13 protein-coding genes are annotated in these 16,988 nt (G+C 74.1%); 6 read left to right on the top strand and 7 right to left on the bottom strand.

The window, feature by feature from the left end:
• The first annotated feature begins 1 nt into the window (after position 1).
• From IEZ31_RS28115 to IEZ31_RS28100, 4 genes are all read left to right on the top strand, one after another.
• Positions 2-565 (top strand): dihydrofolate reductase family protein, encoded by a 564-nt coding sequence (locus IEZ31_RS28115; RefSeq protein WP_190253006.1) that lies wholly within the window; start codon positions 2-4, stop codon positions 563-565.
• Between the two features lie 10 nt (positions 566-575).
• Positions 576-3,794, top strand: coding sequence for an ATP-binding protein (locus IEZ31_RS28110; RefSeq protein WP_190253005.1), 3,219 nt, complete (start codon positions 576-578; stop codon positions 3,792-3,794).
• Positions 3,795-3,864: 70 nt separating this feature from the next.
• A complete protein-coding gene (locus IEZ31_RS28105; protein ID WP_190253004.1) occupies positions 3,865-4,392 on the top strand; it encodes a SigE family RNA polymerase sigma factor in 528 nt (175 codons plus the stop codon).
• Positions 4,389-5,576 (top strand): hypothetical protein, encoded by a 1,188-nt coding sequence (locus tag IEZ31_RS28100; protein ID WP_190253003.1) that lies wholly within the window; start codon positions 4,389-4,391, stop codon positions 5,574-5,576. The genes IEZ31_RS28105 and IEZ31_RS28100 overlap by 4 nt, the downstream gene beginning before the upstream one ends.
• A 5-nt stretch (positions 5,577-5,581) precedes the next feature.
• Here IEZ31_RS28100 and IEZ31_RS28095 read toward each other — a convergent pair whose 3' ends face one another.
• Positions 5,582-6,094 (bottom strand): hypothetical protein, encoded by a 513-nt coding sequence (locus tag IEZ31_RS28095; protein WP_190253002.1) that lies wholly within the window; start codon positions 6,092-6,094, stop codon positions 5,582-5,584.
• A gap of 23 nt (positions 6,095-6,117) precedes the next feature.
• Positions 6,118-7,005 (bottom strand): sporangiospore maturation cell wall hydrolase GsmA, encoded by an 888-nt coding sequence (gene gsmA, locus IEZ31_RS28090; RefSeq protein WP_190253001.1) that lies wholly within the window; start codon positions 7,003-7,005, stop codon positions 6,118-6,120.
• A gap of 149 nt (positions 7,006-7,154) precedes the next feature.
• Here gsmA and IEZ31_RS28085 point away from each other — a divergent pair, with 149 nt between their 5' ends.
• Positions 7,155-7,898 (top strand): SDR family NAD(P)-dependent oxidoreductase, encoded by a 744-nt coding sequence (locus IEZ31_RS28085; RefSeq protein ID WP_190253000.1) that lies wholly within the window; start codon positions 7,155-7,157, stop codon positions 7,896-7,898.
• Between the two features lie 69 nt (positions 7,899-7,967).
• Here IEZ31_RS28085 and IEZ31_RS28080 read toward each other — a convergent pair whose 3' ends face one another.
• Positions 7,968-8,882, bottom strand: coding sequence for an RNA polymerase sigma-70 factor (locus IEZ31_RS28080; RefSeq protein WP_229835913.1), 915 nt, complete (start codon positions 8,880-8,882; stop codon positions 7,968-7,970).
• A gap of 143 nt (positions 8,883-9,025) precedes the next feature.
• Between IEZ31_RS28080 and IEZ31_RS58270 the strand changes: the two genes are divergently transcribed.
• Positions 9,026-11,143 (top strand): substrate-binding and GGDEF domain-containing protein, encoded by a 2,118-nt coding sequence (locus tag IEZ31_RS58270; protein ID WP_190252998.1) that lies wholly within the window; start codon positions 9,026-9,028, stop codon positions 11,141-11,143.
• Between the two features lie 547 nt (positions 11,144-11,690).
• Here the strand turns inward: IEZ31_RS58270 and IEZ31_RS28070 are convergent.
• The 4 genes from IEZ31_RS28070 to IEZ31_RS28055 form a co-directional block, all read right to left on the bottom strand.
• Positions 11,691-12,167, bottom strand: coding sequence for a (2Fe-2S)-binding protein (locus tag IEZ31_RS28070; protein ID WP_190252997.1), 477 nt, complete (start codon positions 12,165-12,167; stop codon positions 11,691-11,693).
• 1 nt (position 12,168) lies between these two features.
• Positions 12,169-14,442: a molybdopterin cofactor-binding domain-containing protein gene (locus IEZ31_RS28065; RefSeq protein WP_190252996.1), complete on the bottom strand. Its 2,274-nt coding sequence runs from the start codon at positions 14,440-14,442 to the stop codon at positions 12,169-12,171.
• Positions 14,443-14,450: 8 nt separating this feature from the next.
• Complete coding sequence (locus tag IEZ31_RS28060; RefSeq protein WP_229835912.1) at positions 14,451-15,668, bottom strand: oxygenase MpaB family protein; 1,218 nt, start codon at positions 15,666-15,668, stop codon at positions 14,451-14,453.
• A gap of 74 nt (positions 15,669-15,742) precedes the next feature.
• On the bottom strand, positions 15,743-16,951 hold the full coding sequence (locus IEZ31_RS28055) for an oxygenase MpaB family protein (protein ID WP_190252995.1): 1,209 nt from the start codon (positions 16,949-16,951) through the stop codon (positions 15,743-15,745).
• Positions 16,952-16,988 lie beyond the last annotated feature (37 nt).

The following is a 16,988-nucleotide window of genomic DNA, read 5'->3' as shown; positions in this document are numbered from 1 at the left end:
CATGGGAACGGTGATCGTCTCGACGTTCATCACGCTCGACGGGGTGCAGGACGATCCGCAGGACTGGTCGTTCGCGTTCTGGAGCGACGAGTACGGGCGTCACGCGCGGGACCAGCTGTTCGCCGCCGACGCCGTCGTCATGGGCCGGGTCAGCTACGAGGCCTTCGCCGCGACGTGGCCGGCGGTCGACGACGCGGGCACCGCGACCGAGGGCTTCGCCGACCGGATGAACGGCATCCGCAAGTACGTCGTCACCCGCACCCTGGACCGGCTCGGATGGACGAACGCACACGTCGTGCCGGGCGACGTCACGGCGTTCGTGCGGGAGCTCAGGAGCACCGCGGACGGCGCCGTCCTGCTCTACGGATCCGGCCGGGTGGCCCGCTCGCTGGCCGCCGCGGGCCTGGTCGACGAGTTCCGGCTCTGGGTGCATCCGGTCGTGGTCGGCGGCGGCCCGAGCGTCTTCCGGGACTGGCCGCGGACCCGGATGATGCTGGTCTCGCAGACCCGGCTCCCCCACGGCGTCGTCGTGCTTTCCTACCGACCCGAGGAATCTGGAACCTAGGATCGTGGGCGTGCGTTTTGGGGTGCTCGGGCCGCTCGCGGTGTGGGACCGCGACGGCCGGCCCGTGCCGATCCCGGGCGCCAAGGTGCGGGCGTTGCTCGCCGCGCTCCTCGCGCGCGACGGCCGTCCGGTGTCCGCCGACCGCCTCGTCGAGGAGCTCTGGACCGGTCAGGCGCCGGGCAACCCCCCGGCGGCGCTCGCGGTCAAGGTGTCGCAGCTGCGCCGGGCGATCGAGAATGCCGAGCCGGGCAGTCGCACGCTGGTCGAGTCGGGTCCGGCGGGGTTCGCGCTGCGGGCCACCACCGTCGACGCCGCGGAGTTCGGTTCCCTGGTCGCCCGGGCCGCCGGCGAACGCTCGCCGGCGGCTCGGGCGGCGCTGCTCGGCGAGGCGCTGGGGCTGTGGCGCGGGGACGCGTACGCGGAGTACCGGGACGAGCCGTTCGTCGAGGCCGTGGTCGCCCGCCTCGAGGAACAGCGGCTGACCGCGGTCGAGGACCGCGCCGAGGCCCGCCTCGCGCTCGGCGAGGCCGCCGCGGTCGCGGATGCGCTGGCGGACGTGGTGAGCCGCCATCCGCTGCGGGAGCGGGCCCGGTCCCTGCGGATGCTGGCGCTCTACCGCGCCGGCCGGCAGTCCGACGCCCTCGACGCCTTCGCCGAGCTGCGCGCCCGCCTCGGGGACGAGCTGGGCATCGACCCCGGCCCGGACGTCGCGGCCCTGCACCGGGCGATCCTGGCGCAGGATCCGGCGCTGGACCCGCCCGCGACCGCGCCCGCCCCGCCCAGGCCGGTCAGCAACCTCCCCGCCGCGATGGGCGAGATGTTCGGACGGGACCCCGCGCTCACCGAGCTCGCCGCCCTGGTCGGCGCCCAGCGGCTGATCTCGCTGACCGGCGTGGGGGGTGTCGGCAAGACCCGGCTGGCGCTCGAGGTGGCCCGCACCGTGCAGGGCGAGTTCCGCGACGGCGCCTGGCTCGTCGAGCTCGCCGCCGTCGACGGGGGCGTGGAGGCGGTCGCCGACGCCGTCGCGGGGGCACTGGGCATCCGGGACGCCGCCGGCGGCAACGCGACGACCGTCGACCGGCTCGCCGCCGCGCTGCGCCCCCGCCGGCTGCTGCTGGTGCTGGACAACTGCGAGCACGTCGTCGACGCGGCCGCCACCCTGACCGGCCGCCTGCTCGCGGCCGGGCCCGAGCTGCGGATCCTCGCCACCAGCCGGGAACCGCTGCGCGTCGCCGCCGAGCTGGTCTGGCCCGTGCCGCCGCTGGACCTGCCGGCCGGCGGCGGCGACCCGGCCGCCGCCGGAGCGGTGCGGCTGTTCCTGGCGCGAGCCGCCGCGGCGCACCGGGGCTTCGAGCTGCAGCCCGCCAACGCCGCCCTGATCGCCGATCTGTGCCGCCGGCTGGACGGGATCCCGCTCGCGCTGGAGCTGGCCGCGACCCGGCTGCGCGGGCTGGGGATCGAGCGGCTCGTGGCCGGGCTCGACGACCGGTTCCGGCTGCTCTCGGTGGGTAACCGGGCCGCGCCGGCCCGCCAGCAGACGCTGAGCGCCACGATCGACTGGAGCTGGCGGCTGCTCACGGCGCCCGAGCGGATCGTGCTGCGCCGGCTGGCCGTCAACCCCGACGGCAGCAGCCCGGAGACCGCGCAGGCCATCTGCGCCGCCGGCGACGTGCGGGCGGCCGATGTGCCGGACCTCCTCGCCCACCTGGTGGACCGGTCGCTGGTGGTTCGGGTGGAGCGCGACGGTGAGCCGCCCCGCTACCGGTTGCTGGAGTCGATCGCCGCGTTCTGTCTCGAGCGGCTCGACGAGGCCGGCGACCTGGCCGCCACCCGCGCCCGCTGGCTGCGCTACTCCGTGGCGTTCGCGACCGGCGCCGAGGCCGAGCTGCGCGGACCGCGGCAGGCGCGATGGCTGCGCGTCCTCGACGGCGAGGCGGCGAACCTGCGCGCCGCCGCCGACCAGGCGGTGTCCGGCGGCCACCACCGCACCGCGCTCCGGCTCGTCGGCGCGCTGGCCTGGTACTGGTTCCTCCGCGGGCGCCTGGGCGAGGGCCGGCGCTGGATGCGGGCCGCGCTGGCCGCCTCCGCCGGTGCGCCGGCCGCCCCGGAACGGGCCCGCGTGGCCGCCTGGGAAGCCGGCTTCGCGTTCCTGCTCGGCGACGTCGAGGACTGGCCGATCCGGCACAAAGCCGTTCGGGAGGCCCTGGGCGATCTGACCGCCGACCCCGGACACGCCCGCGCCGCCTGGTTCCTGGCGCACGCGGAGGTCGATCTCGGGGACGTGGCCGTCACCGAGGCGTTCGTGTCCGAACTGCGCTCCGCGTTTCACGCCACCGACGACACCTGGGGCACGGCGGCAACCCTCACGCTCACCGCGAAGCTGGCCTACATCCGCGGCGACACGACCCGCCTGATGCGCGACGGCGACCGCGCCGCCGGTATCTTCCGGCAGCTCGGCGACCGGTGGGGCCTGCTGCAGGCGACCGAGTGGCTCGGCGCGCACGCCGGCCTGACCGGCGACCACGCGCTCGCCGCACGGCTGCATCGGGAGGGGCTCGAGCTGGCCCGGGAGCTGGGCCTGTGGGCCGACGTCGCCGGCCGGCTCGGATGGCTGGGCTGGCTCGCCATGGAGCAGGGCGACCAGGAGGCCGCCATCCGGCAGTGCACCGAGGCGCTCACCCTCGCCCAGGAGCAGAACGCGCCGCTGACCGTGACGTTCGCGCGCATGGGACTGGCCTGGGCCGCCCGACGCGCCGGCGACCTCGACACCGCCATGCTGCATCTGCGGACGCTGCTGCGGGACGCGGCATCCCAGTCCAACCGGGCGGGTCGTCCGCTCTACGTCCCCAGCGTGCTGGTCGAGCTCGGGCATGTGGCGCGGCACCGGGGCGACCTGGCCACCGCCGCCGGCCAGCACCGCGAGGCCCTGAAGGCCGCCCGGGAGCTCGGCGCCGAGCGCGACGTCGCCCTCGCCCTCGCCGCCCTGGCGGGCACGGCGGCAGCCGCCGGCGAGCACCACGCGGCCGCCTCGCTGCTGGGCGCCGCGCAGCGAAGCCGCGCCTCGACCGGCAGCACGCCGGCCGTCGCGGATCGGGCTGACATCGAGCGCACCACGGCGGCCGTGCGCGCGGCGCTGGGTGACGCGTTCGACCGGGCCTTCGCGGCGGGCCGGGACCTGGACCCGGCGGCGGTGACCCGGCTGGCCCGGGTGCTGCTCGTGGACGGCTGAACCACGCCGGAAAAAGTCGCACCCAACGCGGAGCGACCCCGAGCCTCTCTGGTCTGTGGAGGGAGGCAGCGTGCGGGAGGACCTGGAACGGGAGTACGTCGAGTACTTCGAGGCTCGCATGCCCCACATGCGCAGGCTGGCCGCGCTGCTCTGCGGCGACGTCCACCGGGGCGACGACGTCGCGCAGGCCGCGGCGACCACGCTCTACGTGAAGTGGCGGCAGGCGCGGGCGGCCGCGGATCTGGACGCGTACGTGCGGCGGATCGTGGTCAACACCTTCCTGCGGGAGCGCAAGCTGCGCTGGTCGGGGGTGGCGCTGACCGAGCGGCCGCCGGACCGGCCGGCCGCCGCCGGGCAGCCGCTCGACGAGCGGGTCGTGGTACGCGCGGCGCTGCGCGGGCTGCCGCGGCGGCAGCAGGCGGTGCTCGTCCTGCGGTTCGGCCTCGACCTGCCGGTCGCCGAGGTCGCCGCGATCCTCGGCTGCGCCGAGGGCACGGTGAAGAGCCAGACCTCGGACGGGCTGGCCGCGCTGCGCCGGCAGCTGGGCAGCCGGGACCTCGATACCGCCCCGACACGACGACAGGGGAAGCTGGCATGAGCGACGAGGTGGCGCTGCTGCGCCGGGCCTTCGACATCGACGAGTTGCCACCGTCCACGCTGGACGCCCGCGCGGCGGTCCGGGCCGGCCGGCGCCGTGCACGCGTCCGGGCGGCGGTGCTCGCGGGCGCGACGGTGGTGACGGTACTGGCGACGACCGTGCTGGTGGCCCAGGTCACCGGCGGCCCCCGGCGCGAGCCCGCCACCCCGCCGGCGCCGTGGGTCCGCCCGAGCGCGGTGACGAGCTACGCCCCCGGACCGGCGTCGCCGCCGCTCGGCACCTGCACCTACACCGACGCGCAACTGCCCGGCGTCAACGGCATCTTCGTGCTGGACCCGACCGGCCGGATCGTCGTCGGGAGCGCGTCCGAGCAGGGCGGCGGCGACCTCGTCCGGATCGAGAACGGCCGCAGCGAGCGGATCAGCCCGCCCGGCGGCGCGTCGGGGTCGGGACCCATCGCCGTCAACCGCGCCGGCGACGTCCTCTTCCGGACGGGTCAGGGCCGGCTCGGGCTGTACCGCGGCGGCACCTTCACGACCGTCCCGACGCCCGACGGCGAACGGCTGGTCAGCATGGCCGGCCTCAACAACCACGGCGAGGTGGCCATGACGCTGAACTCGATCGAGCGCGGCGGCGCCGACGTCCGGGCCGCGGTGTGGCGGCGCGACCACCCGGCGCGGCCGGCGCTGCTCGCGACGCCCGACGGCTGGTCGTCCAGCGCGATCGGCATCAACGACGACGGGACCGTGGCCGGGTACCTGCAGCGCCCGATGAACGGCTCGGACGCGACGGTGGCGACGGTCCCGGTGGTGTGGGACGGTGCCGGCACGATGCGCGCCCTGCCGGTCCCGGCCGAGGCCTCGGACATCACCACGACCGACATCACGGGCGACTGGGTCCTCGCCCGCGGCGTCCGCTGGAACCTGCGCACGGGCGGCGTCGACGTCATCGAGGGCATCCTCGCCGAGCGGGTCGACGAGCACGGCCGCGTCTTCGGCGAGGTCCCGAACATGGCCCCGCCGCACCCCGGCACGTGGGTGAACGGCACGGTCGCGCTCCTGCCGATCGACCCGGAGGTCCCGCTGGGCATGATGGGCGTCGTCAGCGACGACGGCTCCCGCATCATCGGCACCGCGACGAACGAGACGGGCGGCCTCCGCCGCCTGCTGTGGACCTGCGGCTGACCGCCCTACCGGTGTCCCGCTCCGGCGGGCCACCGGTCGGCCTCGTGGCGCTGGGCCCCGGCGGCCAGGCGGCGCAGGGTCGCCAGGCCGGTCACGATCCGGACGCGGGGGCCGGCCGCCAGGTCGCGCCAGGCGAGCGCGGCGGCGGCCAGCGACGCCAGGTAGAACGCCCCGAGGAGGGCCGGCAGCCAGCCGTAGACGAAGACCAGCGCGAACGACGCCACCGCGGTCACGGCGTTGAGGGCGACGTACCCCCGGGCGAGGGCCAGGCCCAGCCGATGCGCCCACAGCTGGTCCCGGCGCAGGCCGGCGCAGGCCACGCCGGTCGCGACGGCCAGCAGGACACCCACGACGGCCTCGGCCGCCACGATCTCCCAGGCGTGGTCGGTGGCGACCGCGAGCACGCCGTCGAGCGGGCCGAGCACCGGCCCGACGATGAAAAGGCTGAGGCACCACAGCGCACCGCGGAGCAGGACCGACGCGACCAGGCCGCCCACGAGCCACCCGTCTTTGAACATGTTCAAATTCTAGCAGGCGGTCCCTACGCCAGGTCGTAGCGGTACAGGTTGTACTTGGCCATGATGCCCGTGAGCTTGACCGTGTACTGCGGGTCCGTCGCGTAGCCGGCCCTGTGCATCTCGGCGACGAACTGGTTCGGGTTGGTGCGGTACTGGAACGCGACGCTGTACCGGCTGTTCGTGGCGAGCGACGCTCCGTGGTCGCGGAACGAGTTCGCCGCGGTGGCGTAGGTGCGGAACGACGCCGTGGTCGTGAAGCACGCACCGGCCGGCGTGCACTCGGCGGTGGAGTGGGACCTGCAGCCGTTGGCGTACACGCCCTGGCCGAAGCACTTCATGCCGAAGAAGTTGCGGTCGAACGTCGCCAGGGCGCTCTTGCCCCAGCCCGTCTCCAGGATCGCCTGCGCGATGGTCACCGACGCCGGCACGCCGTGCTCCCGCTGGCTCTGCTGGGCGCCCGGCACGGACGCGGCGATGAACTCGGCCTGGGTCATCGTGCCGTTCGGCTCGGGCAGTGCGGGCAGTGTCGGCGGCACCACCGGCGGCGCGACCACGGACACGACCGGCGGCGGGGTGGCTGGCTGCGGCCAGGTGCAGGTGGGCAGCTTCGGGTTGCCGACGACGTTCGCGTGCGGGATGTAGTCGCCGAGCATCAGCCGGTCCCACTGCGCGGTGCTGCGGACCGCGCCCCTGATGTACTGCCCGGTGAACTTGCACACGACGGTGACCGCGGTGTTGTTCTTCAGCGTGCGGGTCGGCGCCCACCAGGTCGCCGCGCCGCTGCGCACCGCGAGGGAGCCCTTGACCCGCACCCGCGAGACCGCGGCGTCGGCGGGCGCGGCCCCGACGACGAGCGTGCCGGTGGCGGCGATCACCGCCGCCAACGCGGTGACGAGTGTGTGCCTGAACATGGGGCCCCCTTTTGGACGGTGGTCGGTCCAACCACCGTCCGTGGGCCGCGGAGCCCCGCCGTTCCCGTCGCGGTGCGGGAACGTTGCCGCTGCCGGGGTGCACCGCTTTGCCGTGTCACAGCCGGCCGGGCCGCGTTGTCCTAGGGGTCATGACGAACTCGGAACGGACCTCGGTGCTGGTCACCGGGGCGAACAAGGGACTGGGCCTGGAGACGGCCCGCCGGCTCGGCGCGCTGGGCTGGACGGTCTTCCTCGGCTCGCGCGACGAGGAGCGGGGGCGCGTCGCCGCCGGCAAGCTTGCCGCCGAGGGGGTGGCGGTGGTGCCCGTCCCGCTGGACGTGACCTCCGACGCATCGGTGGATTCGGCGGTACTGCTGGTGCAGGCGCACACCGACCGCCTGGACGTGCTGGTCAACAACGCCGGCGCGCCGGGCAACGTGGTCGCACCCGCCGACGCGGGAGCCGACGAGCTGCACGCCGTGTACGACACGAACGTCTACGGCCCGGTCCGCGTCACGCGCGCCTTCCTGCCGCTGCTGCGGGCGGCCGACCACCCGCGGGTGGTGATGGTGACCAGCGCCGGCGGCTCGTTCGCGGTGGTGACCGACCCGTCGCAGCCCGTGTCGCAGATGCACGAACTGGCGTACTGCTCCTCGAAGGCGGCGCTGAACATGATCACCGTCCGCTACGCCCAGGCGCTCCCGGGCATCACGTTCAACGCGGTGACGCCGGGCGAGGTGGCCAACCACACGTTCGCCGCGACGGACATGAACGGCCACCGCGGCCAGCTGACGGTGACGGAGGGCACCGACCCGATCGTCCGCCTGGCGACCCTGCCCCCGGGCGCCCCGTCCGGCATCTTCGTCGACCGCCTGGGCCGCATCGGCTGGTGACCTCCTGAGCACGGGTGGCGGCGCCCGGTCACGACGGCCCGCCGCCACCCGCCCACACCGCCGCAGCGCCTACGGCGCGGCGCGGCGGGCCTGGGTGAAGGCGCGGGACAGGGTCCAGGCGTCGGCGACCGGGCCCAGGTGGCCGAGCTTGTCGGGATTGATCACCATGCGGATCGCCTGGATCCGGCCCTCCGCCACGTCCAGCACGAAGGCGTTGAGGATCCGGCCGTCGCGGTCGCGGAAGAGGGCGCCCGGCTGGGCATTGAGCTCGTGCGGCTCGACCGTGACGCCGATGCGGGCCAGCGGGGCGGCCACCGCGGCGAGCAGGCGGGCGACGTGGTCGGCGCCGAGGATCGGGCGCTGCAGCTGCGGGGCCTTGCCGCCACCGTCGCTGGTGAGCTGGACGTCGGCGGCGAGCAGCTCGCGCAGGCCGTCGAGGTCGCCCTCCCGGAAGGCGTCGAAGAAGCGGTCGGCGAGCTCGTCGCGCTCGCGCCGGTCGGCCTCGAAGCGGGGGCGGCCGGCCTCCATGTGCCGGCGGGCCCGCACCGCCAGCTGGCGGCACGCCGCCTCGGAGCGGCCGACCGCCGACGCGATCTCCGGGAAGCCGAACCCGAAGACGTCTCGCAGCACGAACACCGCCCGCTCCAGCGGGCTGAGCCGTTCGAGCAGCAGCAGCGCCGCCATCGACACCGAGTCGGCCAGCTCGGCGGCCCGCTCCGGGTCCTCGTACGGGTCGGTGAGCAGCGGCTCCGGGAACCACTGCCCGACGTACTCCTCCCGCCGGAAGCGCGCCGAGCGCAGCACGTTGATCGAGACGCGGGTCACCACCGCGGACAGGAACGCCTTGGCCGACTCGGGCTCGGTGCCGGAGGTCCGGTACCGCAGCCACGTCTCCTGCACCGCGTCCTCCGCCTCGCTCACGCTGCCGAGGATGCGGTACGCGATCGAGAACAGCAGCGGCCGCAGCTCCTCGAACTCCTCCACGATGATCACCTTCCCCGCCTTCCGAGTGTGCTCCCGGACCTGGGGACACCACAGCCCGGCCGGTTGTGACACGGTGCTCGACAAAACGGTGGCTTCCGCGAAGGTCGCCGGATCTGCTACCGATGGAGTAGGCGGAGGTGGTGATGCTGGACGGACCGGTGGTAGGGGTGCTGTCCCCGTTCGCGGGCGGCGTCTACTACGGCACGCTGCTGGCCGGGATCAGCGCCGCCGCCACGCGGGCCGGGAGCCGCACGATCATGGTGCAGACGCTCGACGCGGCCGCCTCCATCACGGTCAACGGCGGGGCGCCCGAGTTCGACGTGCCGGTCGCCTGGGACCACGTCGCCGGGTTCGTCGTGCTCGCCGACGCGGTGACCAGCCAGTACGTCGAGCGTATCCGCGCATCGGGGAAGCCCGTGGTGCTCCTCGGGCACGACGAGGGGCGGGCCGACCTGCCGGCCGTCCTCGCCGACAACGGCGCCGGGATCCGCGAGGCCGTCGCGCACCTCATCGCCCACGGGCACCGGCGGATCGCGTTCACCGGCAACATCGCCGCGACCGACGTCGCCGAGCGCTACCGGGCGTACCGCGAGACCCTCGAAGCCCACGGCATCGAGCCCGATCCGGCCCTGTTCCTGCCCGCGGTCAACAACCTGGAAAGCGGCGTGACCTGGGCCACCCCCGAGGCGCTGCGCGCCGGGCCGCCCGCGCCCGCCATCGTGGCGGCCACCGACCGCAACGCCATCGGCGTCGTGCGGGCGATGACCGCGGCCGGGCTGCGCTGCCCCGACGACTACGTGATCACCGGGTTCGACGACCTCGAGGTCGCCGCGTTCCAGGAGCCGGGGCTGGCCAGCGTCCGGCAGCTGCTCGGCGAGATGGCGGCCGAGGCGGTCGGCCTGCTGCTGCGCGCCGTCGCCGAGCCGGCGAGCCCGCCGGGCCGGCCCCGCATCCCGACGGCGTTCGTGCCGCGCGGCTCCTGCGGCTGCGCCATCACCACCGCCCACCCGGCGCCCGCCGCGGCCGGCCGGCTGGTCGAGCGATTCTCGGTGCTGCTGCCGCCCGAGGCGTTCCGCACCGCCGAGGACCTCGCGGCCCTGGGCGACGCCGTCGACCGGACGAAGGCCGTGATGGCGGCGGCCGCGGCCGGCGACCGGCCCGACCTGGTGCCGGCGTCGCGGGCGTTGATGCGGATCTACGAGCTGCGGCCGACGCCGGAGAGCCTGCGGGTGCTGTCCCGGGCGGTCCAGGAGTACACCCAGAGCCTCCACCTGCCCGCGGCGGCCGCGGCCCGCCGGGTCGACATCTGCGTGCAGGACCTGATCCTGGCCACCGCCCGCCTGCACCACCGCGCGCAGTTCGGCGAGCGGTGGCGGCTGCGCTCGACGATCAGCGCGCACTACGAGCTGAGCATGGCGCTGCTGTACGAGCGGGGCGCCGACCCGACCACCCTCACCTGGCTCGCGGCGACGCCGGCGAGCAGCGGCGCGGTCGGGCTGTGGACGCCCGACCGGCAGCTGCGGGTCCCGCCCGCCTGGCGCCGGCAGCCGGGCCCGCCGATCGGCCCAGCGGTGCTCCCGGTCTCCGAGTTCCCGCCGGCCGAGCTGGTCGCGTCGGCCGGTCCGGGCGAGACGGTGTTCGTGGTACCGGCGCGGGTCAACGCGAGCGACCGCGGGCTGCTCGCGATCGTCGACGTCGTCGACAGCCGGGTCGAGGACGGCCGGGAGCTGGTGAACCAGTGCGCGGCCCTGTTCACGGTGGCGCTGGACCTGCGCGAGCAGGAGGAGCGCCTGCGCCAGGCGGCGCTGTCCGACACGCTCACCGGCCTGCCGAACCGGGCCGCCTTCGTGGAAACCCTGCAGGACGCCGCGAGCACCACGAGCCGCCACTTCGCCGTGCTGTTCCTCGACCTCGACGGCTTCAAGCAGGTCAACGACACCCTGGGCCACGCCGCCGGCGACGAGCTGCTGGTCCGCGTGGCCGAGCGGATCCGCCACTCGCTGCGCTCGGGCGACGTCGCGGCCCGCTTCGGCGGCGACGAGTTCGTGGTGTTCCTGGACGACGTGACGGCCCAGTCGCAGCTCGACGAGATCGCCGAACGCCTCCGCGCCGCCATCGCCGCCCCGTTCCACCTGGCGGGCCGGATGGTGCGGATCGGCGTGAGCATCGGCGCGACGACCCGCGACAACCGCGACACCGCCGACGAGATCCTGTCGGCCGCCGACGCCGCGATGTACCGCGTGAAGGCCGGCACCCGCTGACGCCCCCGCGCGCGGCCCGGCCGCTGTCGCTGCCCGCGTGACCCGGGCGGCACCCTGTTCGCCGTTGGTCCCGACGCTGCGCTCCGCACGGTCCGGCGCCAGGCACTGTTCGACGTTGGTCGATCTACCCTCACGACTGTAGATCCATTCGAGGGTAGATCGACCAACGTCGAGTCGTGCGCGAGCTGGACGCGGGCTGGGGCGCGGGCTCGGACACGGGCTGAGATGCGGGCCGGGTGCGGGGTGCGGACGCGGGCCGGGCGCGACGCGGGCCGGGCGCGACGCGGGCCGAGCGGCGCCTCGCTCGACCTGGGCGGCGCGTCGGCGACGCGATCCGCTGGCCCACCGCGCAACCGCCGACAACCGCCAGGCCACCATGCAAGCGCGACAACCGCCGGGCCAGCGCGCAACCGCCGGGCCAACGCGAGAACGGTCGCCGTCGATGCGCCGCGACCGCCGGAGGAAGGGTGCCCCTGCCAACGACATTCCTGTGGGGAATACGTCTTCCTGACCGGAATACCGTCCGGACGACACCCCCTCCCCCGGGTCACATGTTCGCGGCGCCCGACCGGATGGCGGCGCGGATGCGTGGGTACGTGCCGCAGCGGCACACGTTGCGCAATGTGTCCAGGTCGGCGTCGGTCAGCGGCCGCCCCTCGGCGGCCACCCGGCGGACCAGCGCGACCGCAGCCATGATCTGCCCGGGCTGGCAGTATCCGCACTGGGCCACGTCATGGTCCAGCCAGGCCTGCTGCATCGGGTGCAGCTCCTGACCGGCCGTGGCGGCGAGGCCCTCGATCGTGGTCACCTCGTCGGCCGGCTGCAGATCCTTGACCGGGATCGAGCACGGCGTGATGCCCTTGCCGTTGAGGTGGCTGGTGCAAGCCTTGCACACGGCGATCCCGCAACCGTACTTCGGCCCCGTGATCCCGAGCAGGTCGCGCAGCACCCACAGCAGGCGCACGTCGTCGGGGGCGTCGACGGTGACCTGCTCGCCGTTGACGCGGAAGGTGTGCTCGGGCAACTCAGGGCTCCCAGGGGTGCGCGAGGCCGTCGGTGGGCGACGGCGGGATCGGTGGGATCGTCGGCTTCGGCGTGAACGACAGGGTGCCGTGGTTGATCGGGAACGTGGTCGGCATCGTGCCGGTGGCGCGGCCGTAGGCGCAGGCGACCGCGGCCATCGACGCGGCGACGGCCAGCTCGCCCGCGCCGCCGGGCTGCTCGGACGTGCTCGGCAGGACGATGATCCGCAGGTCGGGCGGGGTGTTCCACTGCCGGGTGTAGAAGTAGTTGTCCCAGCTTGCCTCGAGGAAGTACCCGTCGCGCAGGTGCAGGCTGGAGGTCAGCGCGAGGGCGATGCCGTCCATGATGCCGCCCATCATCTGCGCCTCCAGGCCGCGCGGGTTGACGGCGAGCCCCACGTCGACCGCGAACACCACCCTGGTCACCCGCGGCCCGGCCACGCCGTCGCGGACCGGCCGGTTGGCCGTGGCGGGGCGGCAGTCGATCTCCACCAGGGCGGCGCTGACCGCCTTGTACTCGGCGTGGAACGCGATGCCCTGGGCGGTGCCGGCCGGCATCGCCCGGCCCCAGCCGCCGGCCGTGGCCACCGACTCCAGCGCGGCCCGGGAGCGGTCGTCGCGCAGGAAGTCGCGGCGGAACCGGTACGGGTCCTTGCCCATGGCGGCCGCGAGCTGGTCGACGATCAGCTCGCGGGCGCACGTCACGTCGGGCGAGTAGACGTTGCGCATGCTGCCGGTGTTGAAGCTCTTGTCGGTCTCGCTGAGCAGCCGGCTGTTGACCCCGAAGTTGTACGACATCTGCTGGCTGAGCTGGAAGAACGTCTCGGAGAAGCCGATGTCGCCGACCGGGAGCCGGGCGGCCATGGCGGTGATGATCTCGCCGAGCCCGTGGCTGAGGTCGGTGGCCACGCTGGTGTGCCGCTGCGTGTAGCTCAGCACGGTGCCGCCGAGGTAGGCGATGCGGACCCGCGACGTGGCCATCGGATGGGCGCGCCCCTGGCGGGAGTCGTCGGCCCGGTGCCACATAAGCTTGACCGGCTTGCCGATCTTCTGGGAGACCTCGGCGGCCTCCAGCGCGGCGTCGAAAAACAGCTTGCGCCCGAACGAGCCGCCGCCCTCCGTGACGTGCACGGTGACGCTGCCCGCCGGCAGCCCGAGCTTGGCCGCGATGGCCTGCTTGGCCACGATCGGCGACTTCAGTGCCGACCAGATCTCGGCCCGGCCGGGGCGGACGTCGGCGATCGCGCAGTTGGGCTCCAGCGCGCCGTTGCTGCGGAAGTGGAAGGTGAACTTCCCCTCCACGACCGGCGTCGGCGGCCGCAGGCCGAGCGGGATCTCGGCGGCGGCCAGCGACCGCAGTACCGTGGCGTCGGACTTCCCCTCGGCGGTGCCGGGCCGCCAGGTCACCCGCAGCGCGCGCACCGCGTCGACGCACTGGCCGAAGGTGTCCGCGCGCACGGCCACGCCGGTGGAGACGACCACGACGTCGGTGACGCCCGGCATCGCCCGGACCTCGGCGGCGTTGGCCACCGAGCCGACCTTGCCGTTGATGGTGGGCGGGCGGCAGACCATCGCCGGCTTCGCGCCGGCGACGTCGAGGTCCATGGCGAACTTCTTGCGGCCGGTCACCGCGTCGAGGGCGTCGATGCGGTTGGTCGGCCGGCCGATGACGGTGAACGACGCGCGGGGGGCGAGCTCGACCGCGACCGGCACGGTCCACGTGCTCGCGGCCTTCTCGGCGAGGTCGCCGATGGGGATGCCGCGGCCGGAGCGGTCGGTGACCACTCCGGCGCGCAGGCTCAGGTCGGCGGGCGCGCCGCCGAGCTCGGTCGCCGCCGCCTGCAGCAGCCGCTGGCGGGCGACGGCGGCGGCGACCCGGATCGGGGTGTAGGTCGCGATCGTCGTGTTCGAGCCGCCGGTGAGCTGGTTGAACAGCAGCTCGGGCCGGGCGTCGGCGAGGGTGACCCGCACCCGCTGCAGCGGCACGGACAGCTCCTCGGCGATGAGCATGGCGGTCGAGGTGGTGACGCCCTGCCCCACCTCGGCCCGGGGCAGGGCGAACGACACCGTGCCGTCCGGGTCGACCCCGACGGAGATGAGGCCCGAGGTCGGCAGGGCGGCCGCGGTCATCAGGTCGTTGAGGTCGAGGATGTCGGTGATGTCGGCGGTGGCGGCGCCGGCCGGCAGCGGCGCGACGTCGAGCTGGGCTGCGGTCACCAGGACCGGCGCGGCCACGACGTAGCCGAGGAACCGCCGGCGCGGGATGGGTTCGGGCATCGGGGGGCTCACTCGGGGCGGTTCACGGTGGGGATGACGATCTTCGTCTCCTTGCCCTTGGTGAGGTAGAAGAGGATGTACTGGCGGGCGGCCTCGTCGATGACCCAGGCGGTCTCGGGCACCAGCGGCAGCGGGATGAGGCCCTCGCGGAACTTCACCAGCAGCGGCCAGACGGTGCTGATGAGCGGCCCCCACACCGGCTCGCGGCGGATGCCGTCCCAATCGGCGACCTGGTCGCCGACGAGGTAGCGGGCGAGCGCGTTGCACAGCGGCCGGCTGATGCTGCCGGGGCTGGTCTGCTCGGCGAGCTGGCCGAGCAGGATGTCGGTGAGGATGACGCCCTCCGGCGTCGGTCCCATGTTGCGGGGCAGGATCTGGTCGGACTGGGCGTTGGCGGCGGCCCAGGTGGCGGGGATGTACTCGTCGCGGATGCCGAGCATGTGCGCCGTCACCTGCCACACGTGCAGGTAGGCGTCGGTGTCGGCGGTGGTCATCGGCACCTGCCAGTCACGCATCCGGCGCATGGCGAACGTCGGCAGCGTGTGCCAGGTGACGAGCATGTCCTCCTGGCTGATCGGGATCGTGCCGTCCCAGTGCGGCGACTGCTGCAGCAGGTGCCGCACCGCCGCGTGCACCAGGCGGGTCTTCACCGCCTGGACGACGCAGTCGCCGTCGGGCCGGTACGCGTTGAGGTCGCCGACGGCGAACCCGAGGATGCTCGTCTTGGCGACGCGGTCCTCCATGTCGGCGCCGCCCTTGGAGTAGTAGACCGCGCGGGCCTCCTTGGGGATGGCGGTGCTGAGCATGCCGCCGCCGACGCCGTTGAGCAGGTTGAGGTACAACCCCCGGGACTTGTTGAACTGGGCCGCGCGCTCCAGCTTCACCCGGTCCGCCCACGCCGGCAGCTGCCGGGCGTGCTCCATGAAGTCCCGCAGGTCCGCCGGCAGCCCGGCGGGCAGCGGCTGGTCGTTGCGGTTCCAGTCCCACAGCAGCTGGTTGACCAGCGGCACGTCGCCGCGGTCGATGAGCGCGGCGACCAGCGGGTCGGCCTCCGCGTCCCAGACCCACCGCGGGTCGGCGCCGGTGCCGGCGCCCGCGATCGAGCCGCTCGGCGCCCAGGACCAGGCCGGGGTCGCCACCCCGAGGGCGCCGAGCGCGCCCAGTGCCCCGCCCGAGATCAGGATCTTTCTCCTGCTGAGCTCGGCCATGCCTCTAACCCTCCTCATGCGCATCGGATGATACGCAGATACGATATGCGTTTCTTTGTACCTGAACAAGACGTCCGTGGATGCCGAACTGGTCAGGACGGACGGTTGGCGACCGGGATCTCGATCCTGATGGGCTTGGCCTCGGACAGGAAGAGCAGCGCCGCCTTGCGGAGGAACTCGTCGAAGGTCCAGTACGCGGCCGGCGCCAGCGGGAACGGCAGCAGCCCCTCCCGGACGGCGATGAACGGCCCCCAGGCGGTCTTCAGCAGCGTGTCCCAGATCGGCTCCCGGTCGATCTTCAGCCACCCGGCGATCTGGTCGCCGAGCATGAACCGGGTGAACGCGCCGAGGATCGGCTTGGTGAGCAGGCCGCCGTCGATCACCGAGCCGAGGTTGAGCAGGATGTCGGCGAGCTTGATGCCCTCGGCGGTCGGGGCCAGCACCGGCGTGAGCACCTGCGCGGCCTGGGAGTTCGCCTCCACCCAGGAGGCCGGGATGTACTCGTCCCTGATGCCGAGCATGTGGGCGCCGACCTGCCAGGAGTGCAGGAACGCCTCGGACTCGGCGGCCGGGATCGGCACCTTCCAGGCGGTCAGCTTCTGCATGACGGTCGTCGGCAGGCTGTGCCAGGTCACCATCATGTCCCGCTGGCTGATCGGGATCTCCTCGTCGGCGACCGCCGACCAGTACGGCGACTGCGGCAGCAGGTGCCGGACCGCCGCGTGCACCAGCCGCGTCTTGACGCAGGTCACGATCATCTCACCGTCGGGCTGGTAGGCGTTGCGGGCGCCGATGTCGTACCCCAGCTTGGCCGTCTTGGAGATGCGGTCCTTCATGTCCGCGCCGCCCTGGGAGTAGTAGACGGCCCGCGCCTCCTTCGGGATGACCGTGCTCATCATGCCGCTGGCCAGCCCGTAGAGGACCCCGAGGTACAGCCCCCGCTTGTTGTTGAACTCGACCGCGAGGGCGAGCTTGCGCTGGTCGGTCCAGGCCGGCAGCTGCCGGGCGCGCTCCATGAAGTCCCGCAGGTCCGCCGGCAGCCCGCTCGGCAGCGCCTGGCCGTTCTTGGTCCAGGTCCGCAGCAGCTCGTTGACCCGCGGCACGTCGCCGCGGTCGATCAGCGAGGCGACCAGCGGGTCGGCCTCCTCGTCCCACACCCAGCGCGGGTCGGCACCCGCGCCCGCGCCCGCGACGGAGCCGCTCGGCGCCCAGGTCCATCCCGGGGTCGCCACCCCCAGCGCGCCGAGTGCGCCCAGCGCACCGCCCACCGCCAACACGTTTCGCCTGCTGAGCCGGTCCATGCCGTCGCTCCTCCTTGAGGTCGAGACCAGATCTGAT

Source organism: Dactylosporangium sucinum, from assembly GCF_014647515.1.
GTDB lineage: Bacteria > Actinomycetota > Actinomycetes > Mycobacteriales > Micromonosporaceae > Dactylosporangium > Dactylosporangium sucinum.
This window is presented reverse-complemented; position numbering and strand designations above follow the sequence as displayed.

Bases quoted from the DNA above. Each gene is read 5' to 3' on its own strand.
- IEZ31_RS58270 (WP_190252998.1), top strand. From the start codon at position 9,026: ATGCTGGACGGACCGGTGGTAGGGGTGCTGTCCCCGTTCGCGGGCGGC.
- IEZ31_RS28085 (WP_190253000.1), top strand. From the start codon at position 7,155: ATGACGAACTCGGAACGGACCTCGGTGCTGGTCACCGGGGCGAACAAG.
- IEZ31_RS28065 (WP_190252996.1), bottom strand. From the start codon at position 14,442: ATGCCCGAACCCATCCCGCGCCGGCGGTTCCTCGGCTACGTCGTGGCC.
- IEZ31_RS28095 (WP_190253002.1), bottom strand. From the start codon at position 6,094: ATGTTCAAAGACGGGTGGCTCGTGGGCGGCCTGGTCGCGTCGGTCCTG.
- IEZ31_RS28055 (WP_190252995.1), bottom strand. From the start codon at position 16,951: ATGGACCGGCTCAGCAGGCGAAACGTGTTGGCGGTGGGCGGTGCGCTG.
- IEZ31_RS28100 (WP_190253003.1), top strand. From the start codon at position 4,389: ATGAGCGACGAGGTGGCGCTGCTGCGCCGGGCCTTCGACATCGACGAG.
- IEZ31_RS28060 (WP_229835912.1), bottom strand. From the start codon at position 15,668: ATGAGGAGGGTTAGAGGCATGGCCGAGCTCAGCAGGAGAAAGATCCTG.
- gsmA (WP_190253001.1), bottom strand. From the start codon at position 7,005: ATGTTCAGGCACACACTCGTCACCGCGTTGGCGGCGGTGATCGCCGCC.
- IEZ31_RS28115 (WP_190253006.1), top strand. From the start codon at position 2: ATGGGAACGGTGATCGTCTCGACGTTCATCACGCTCGACGGGGTGCAG.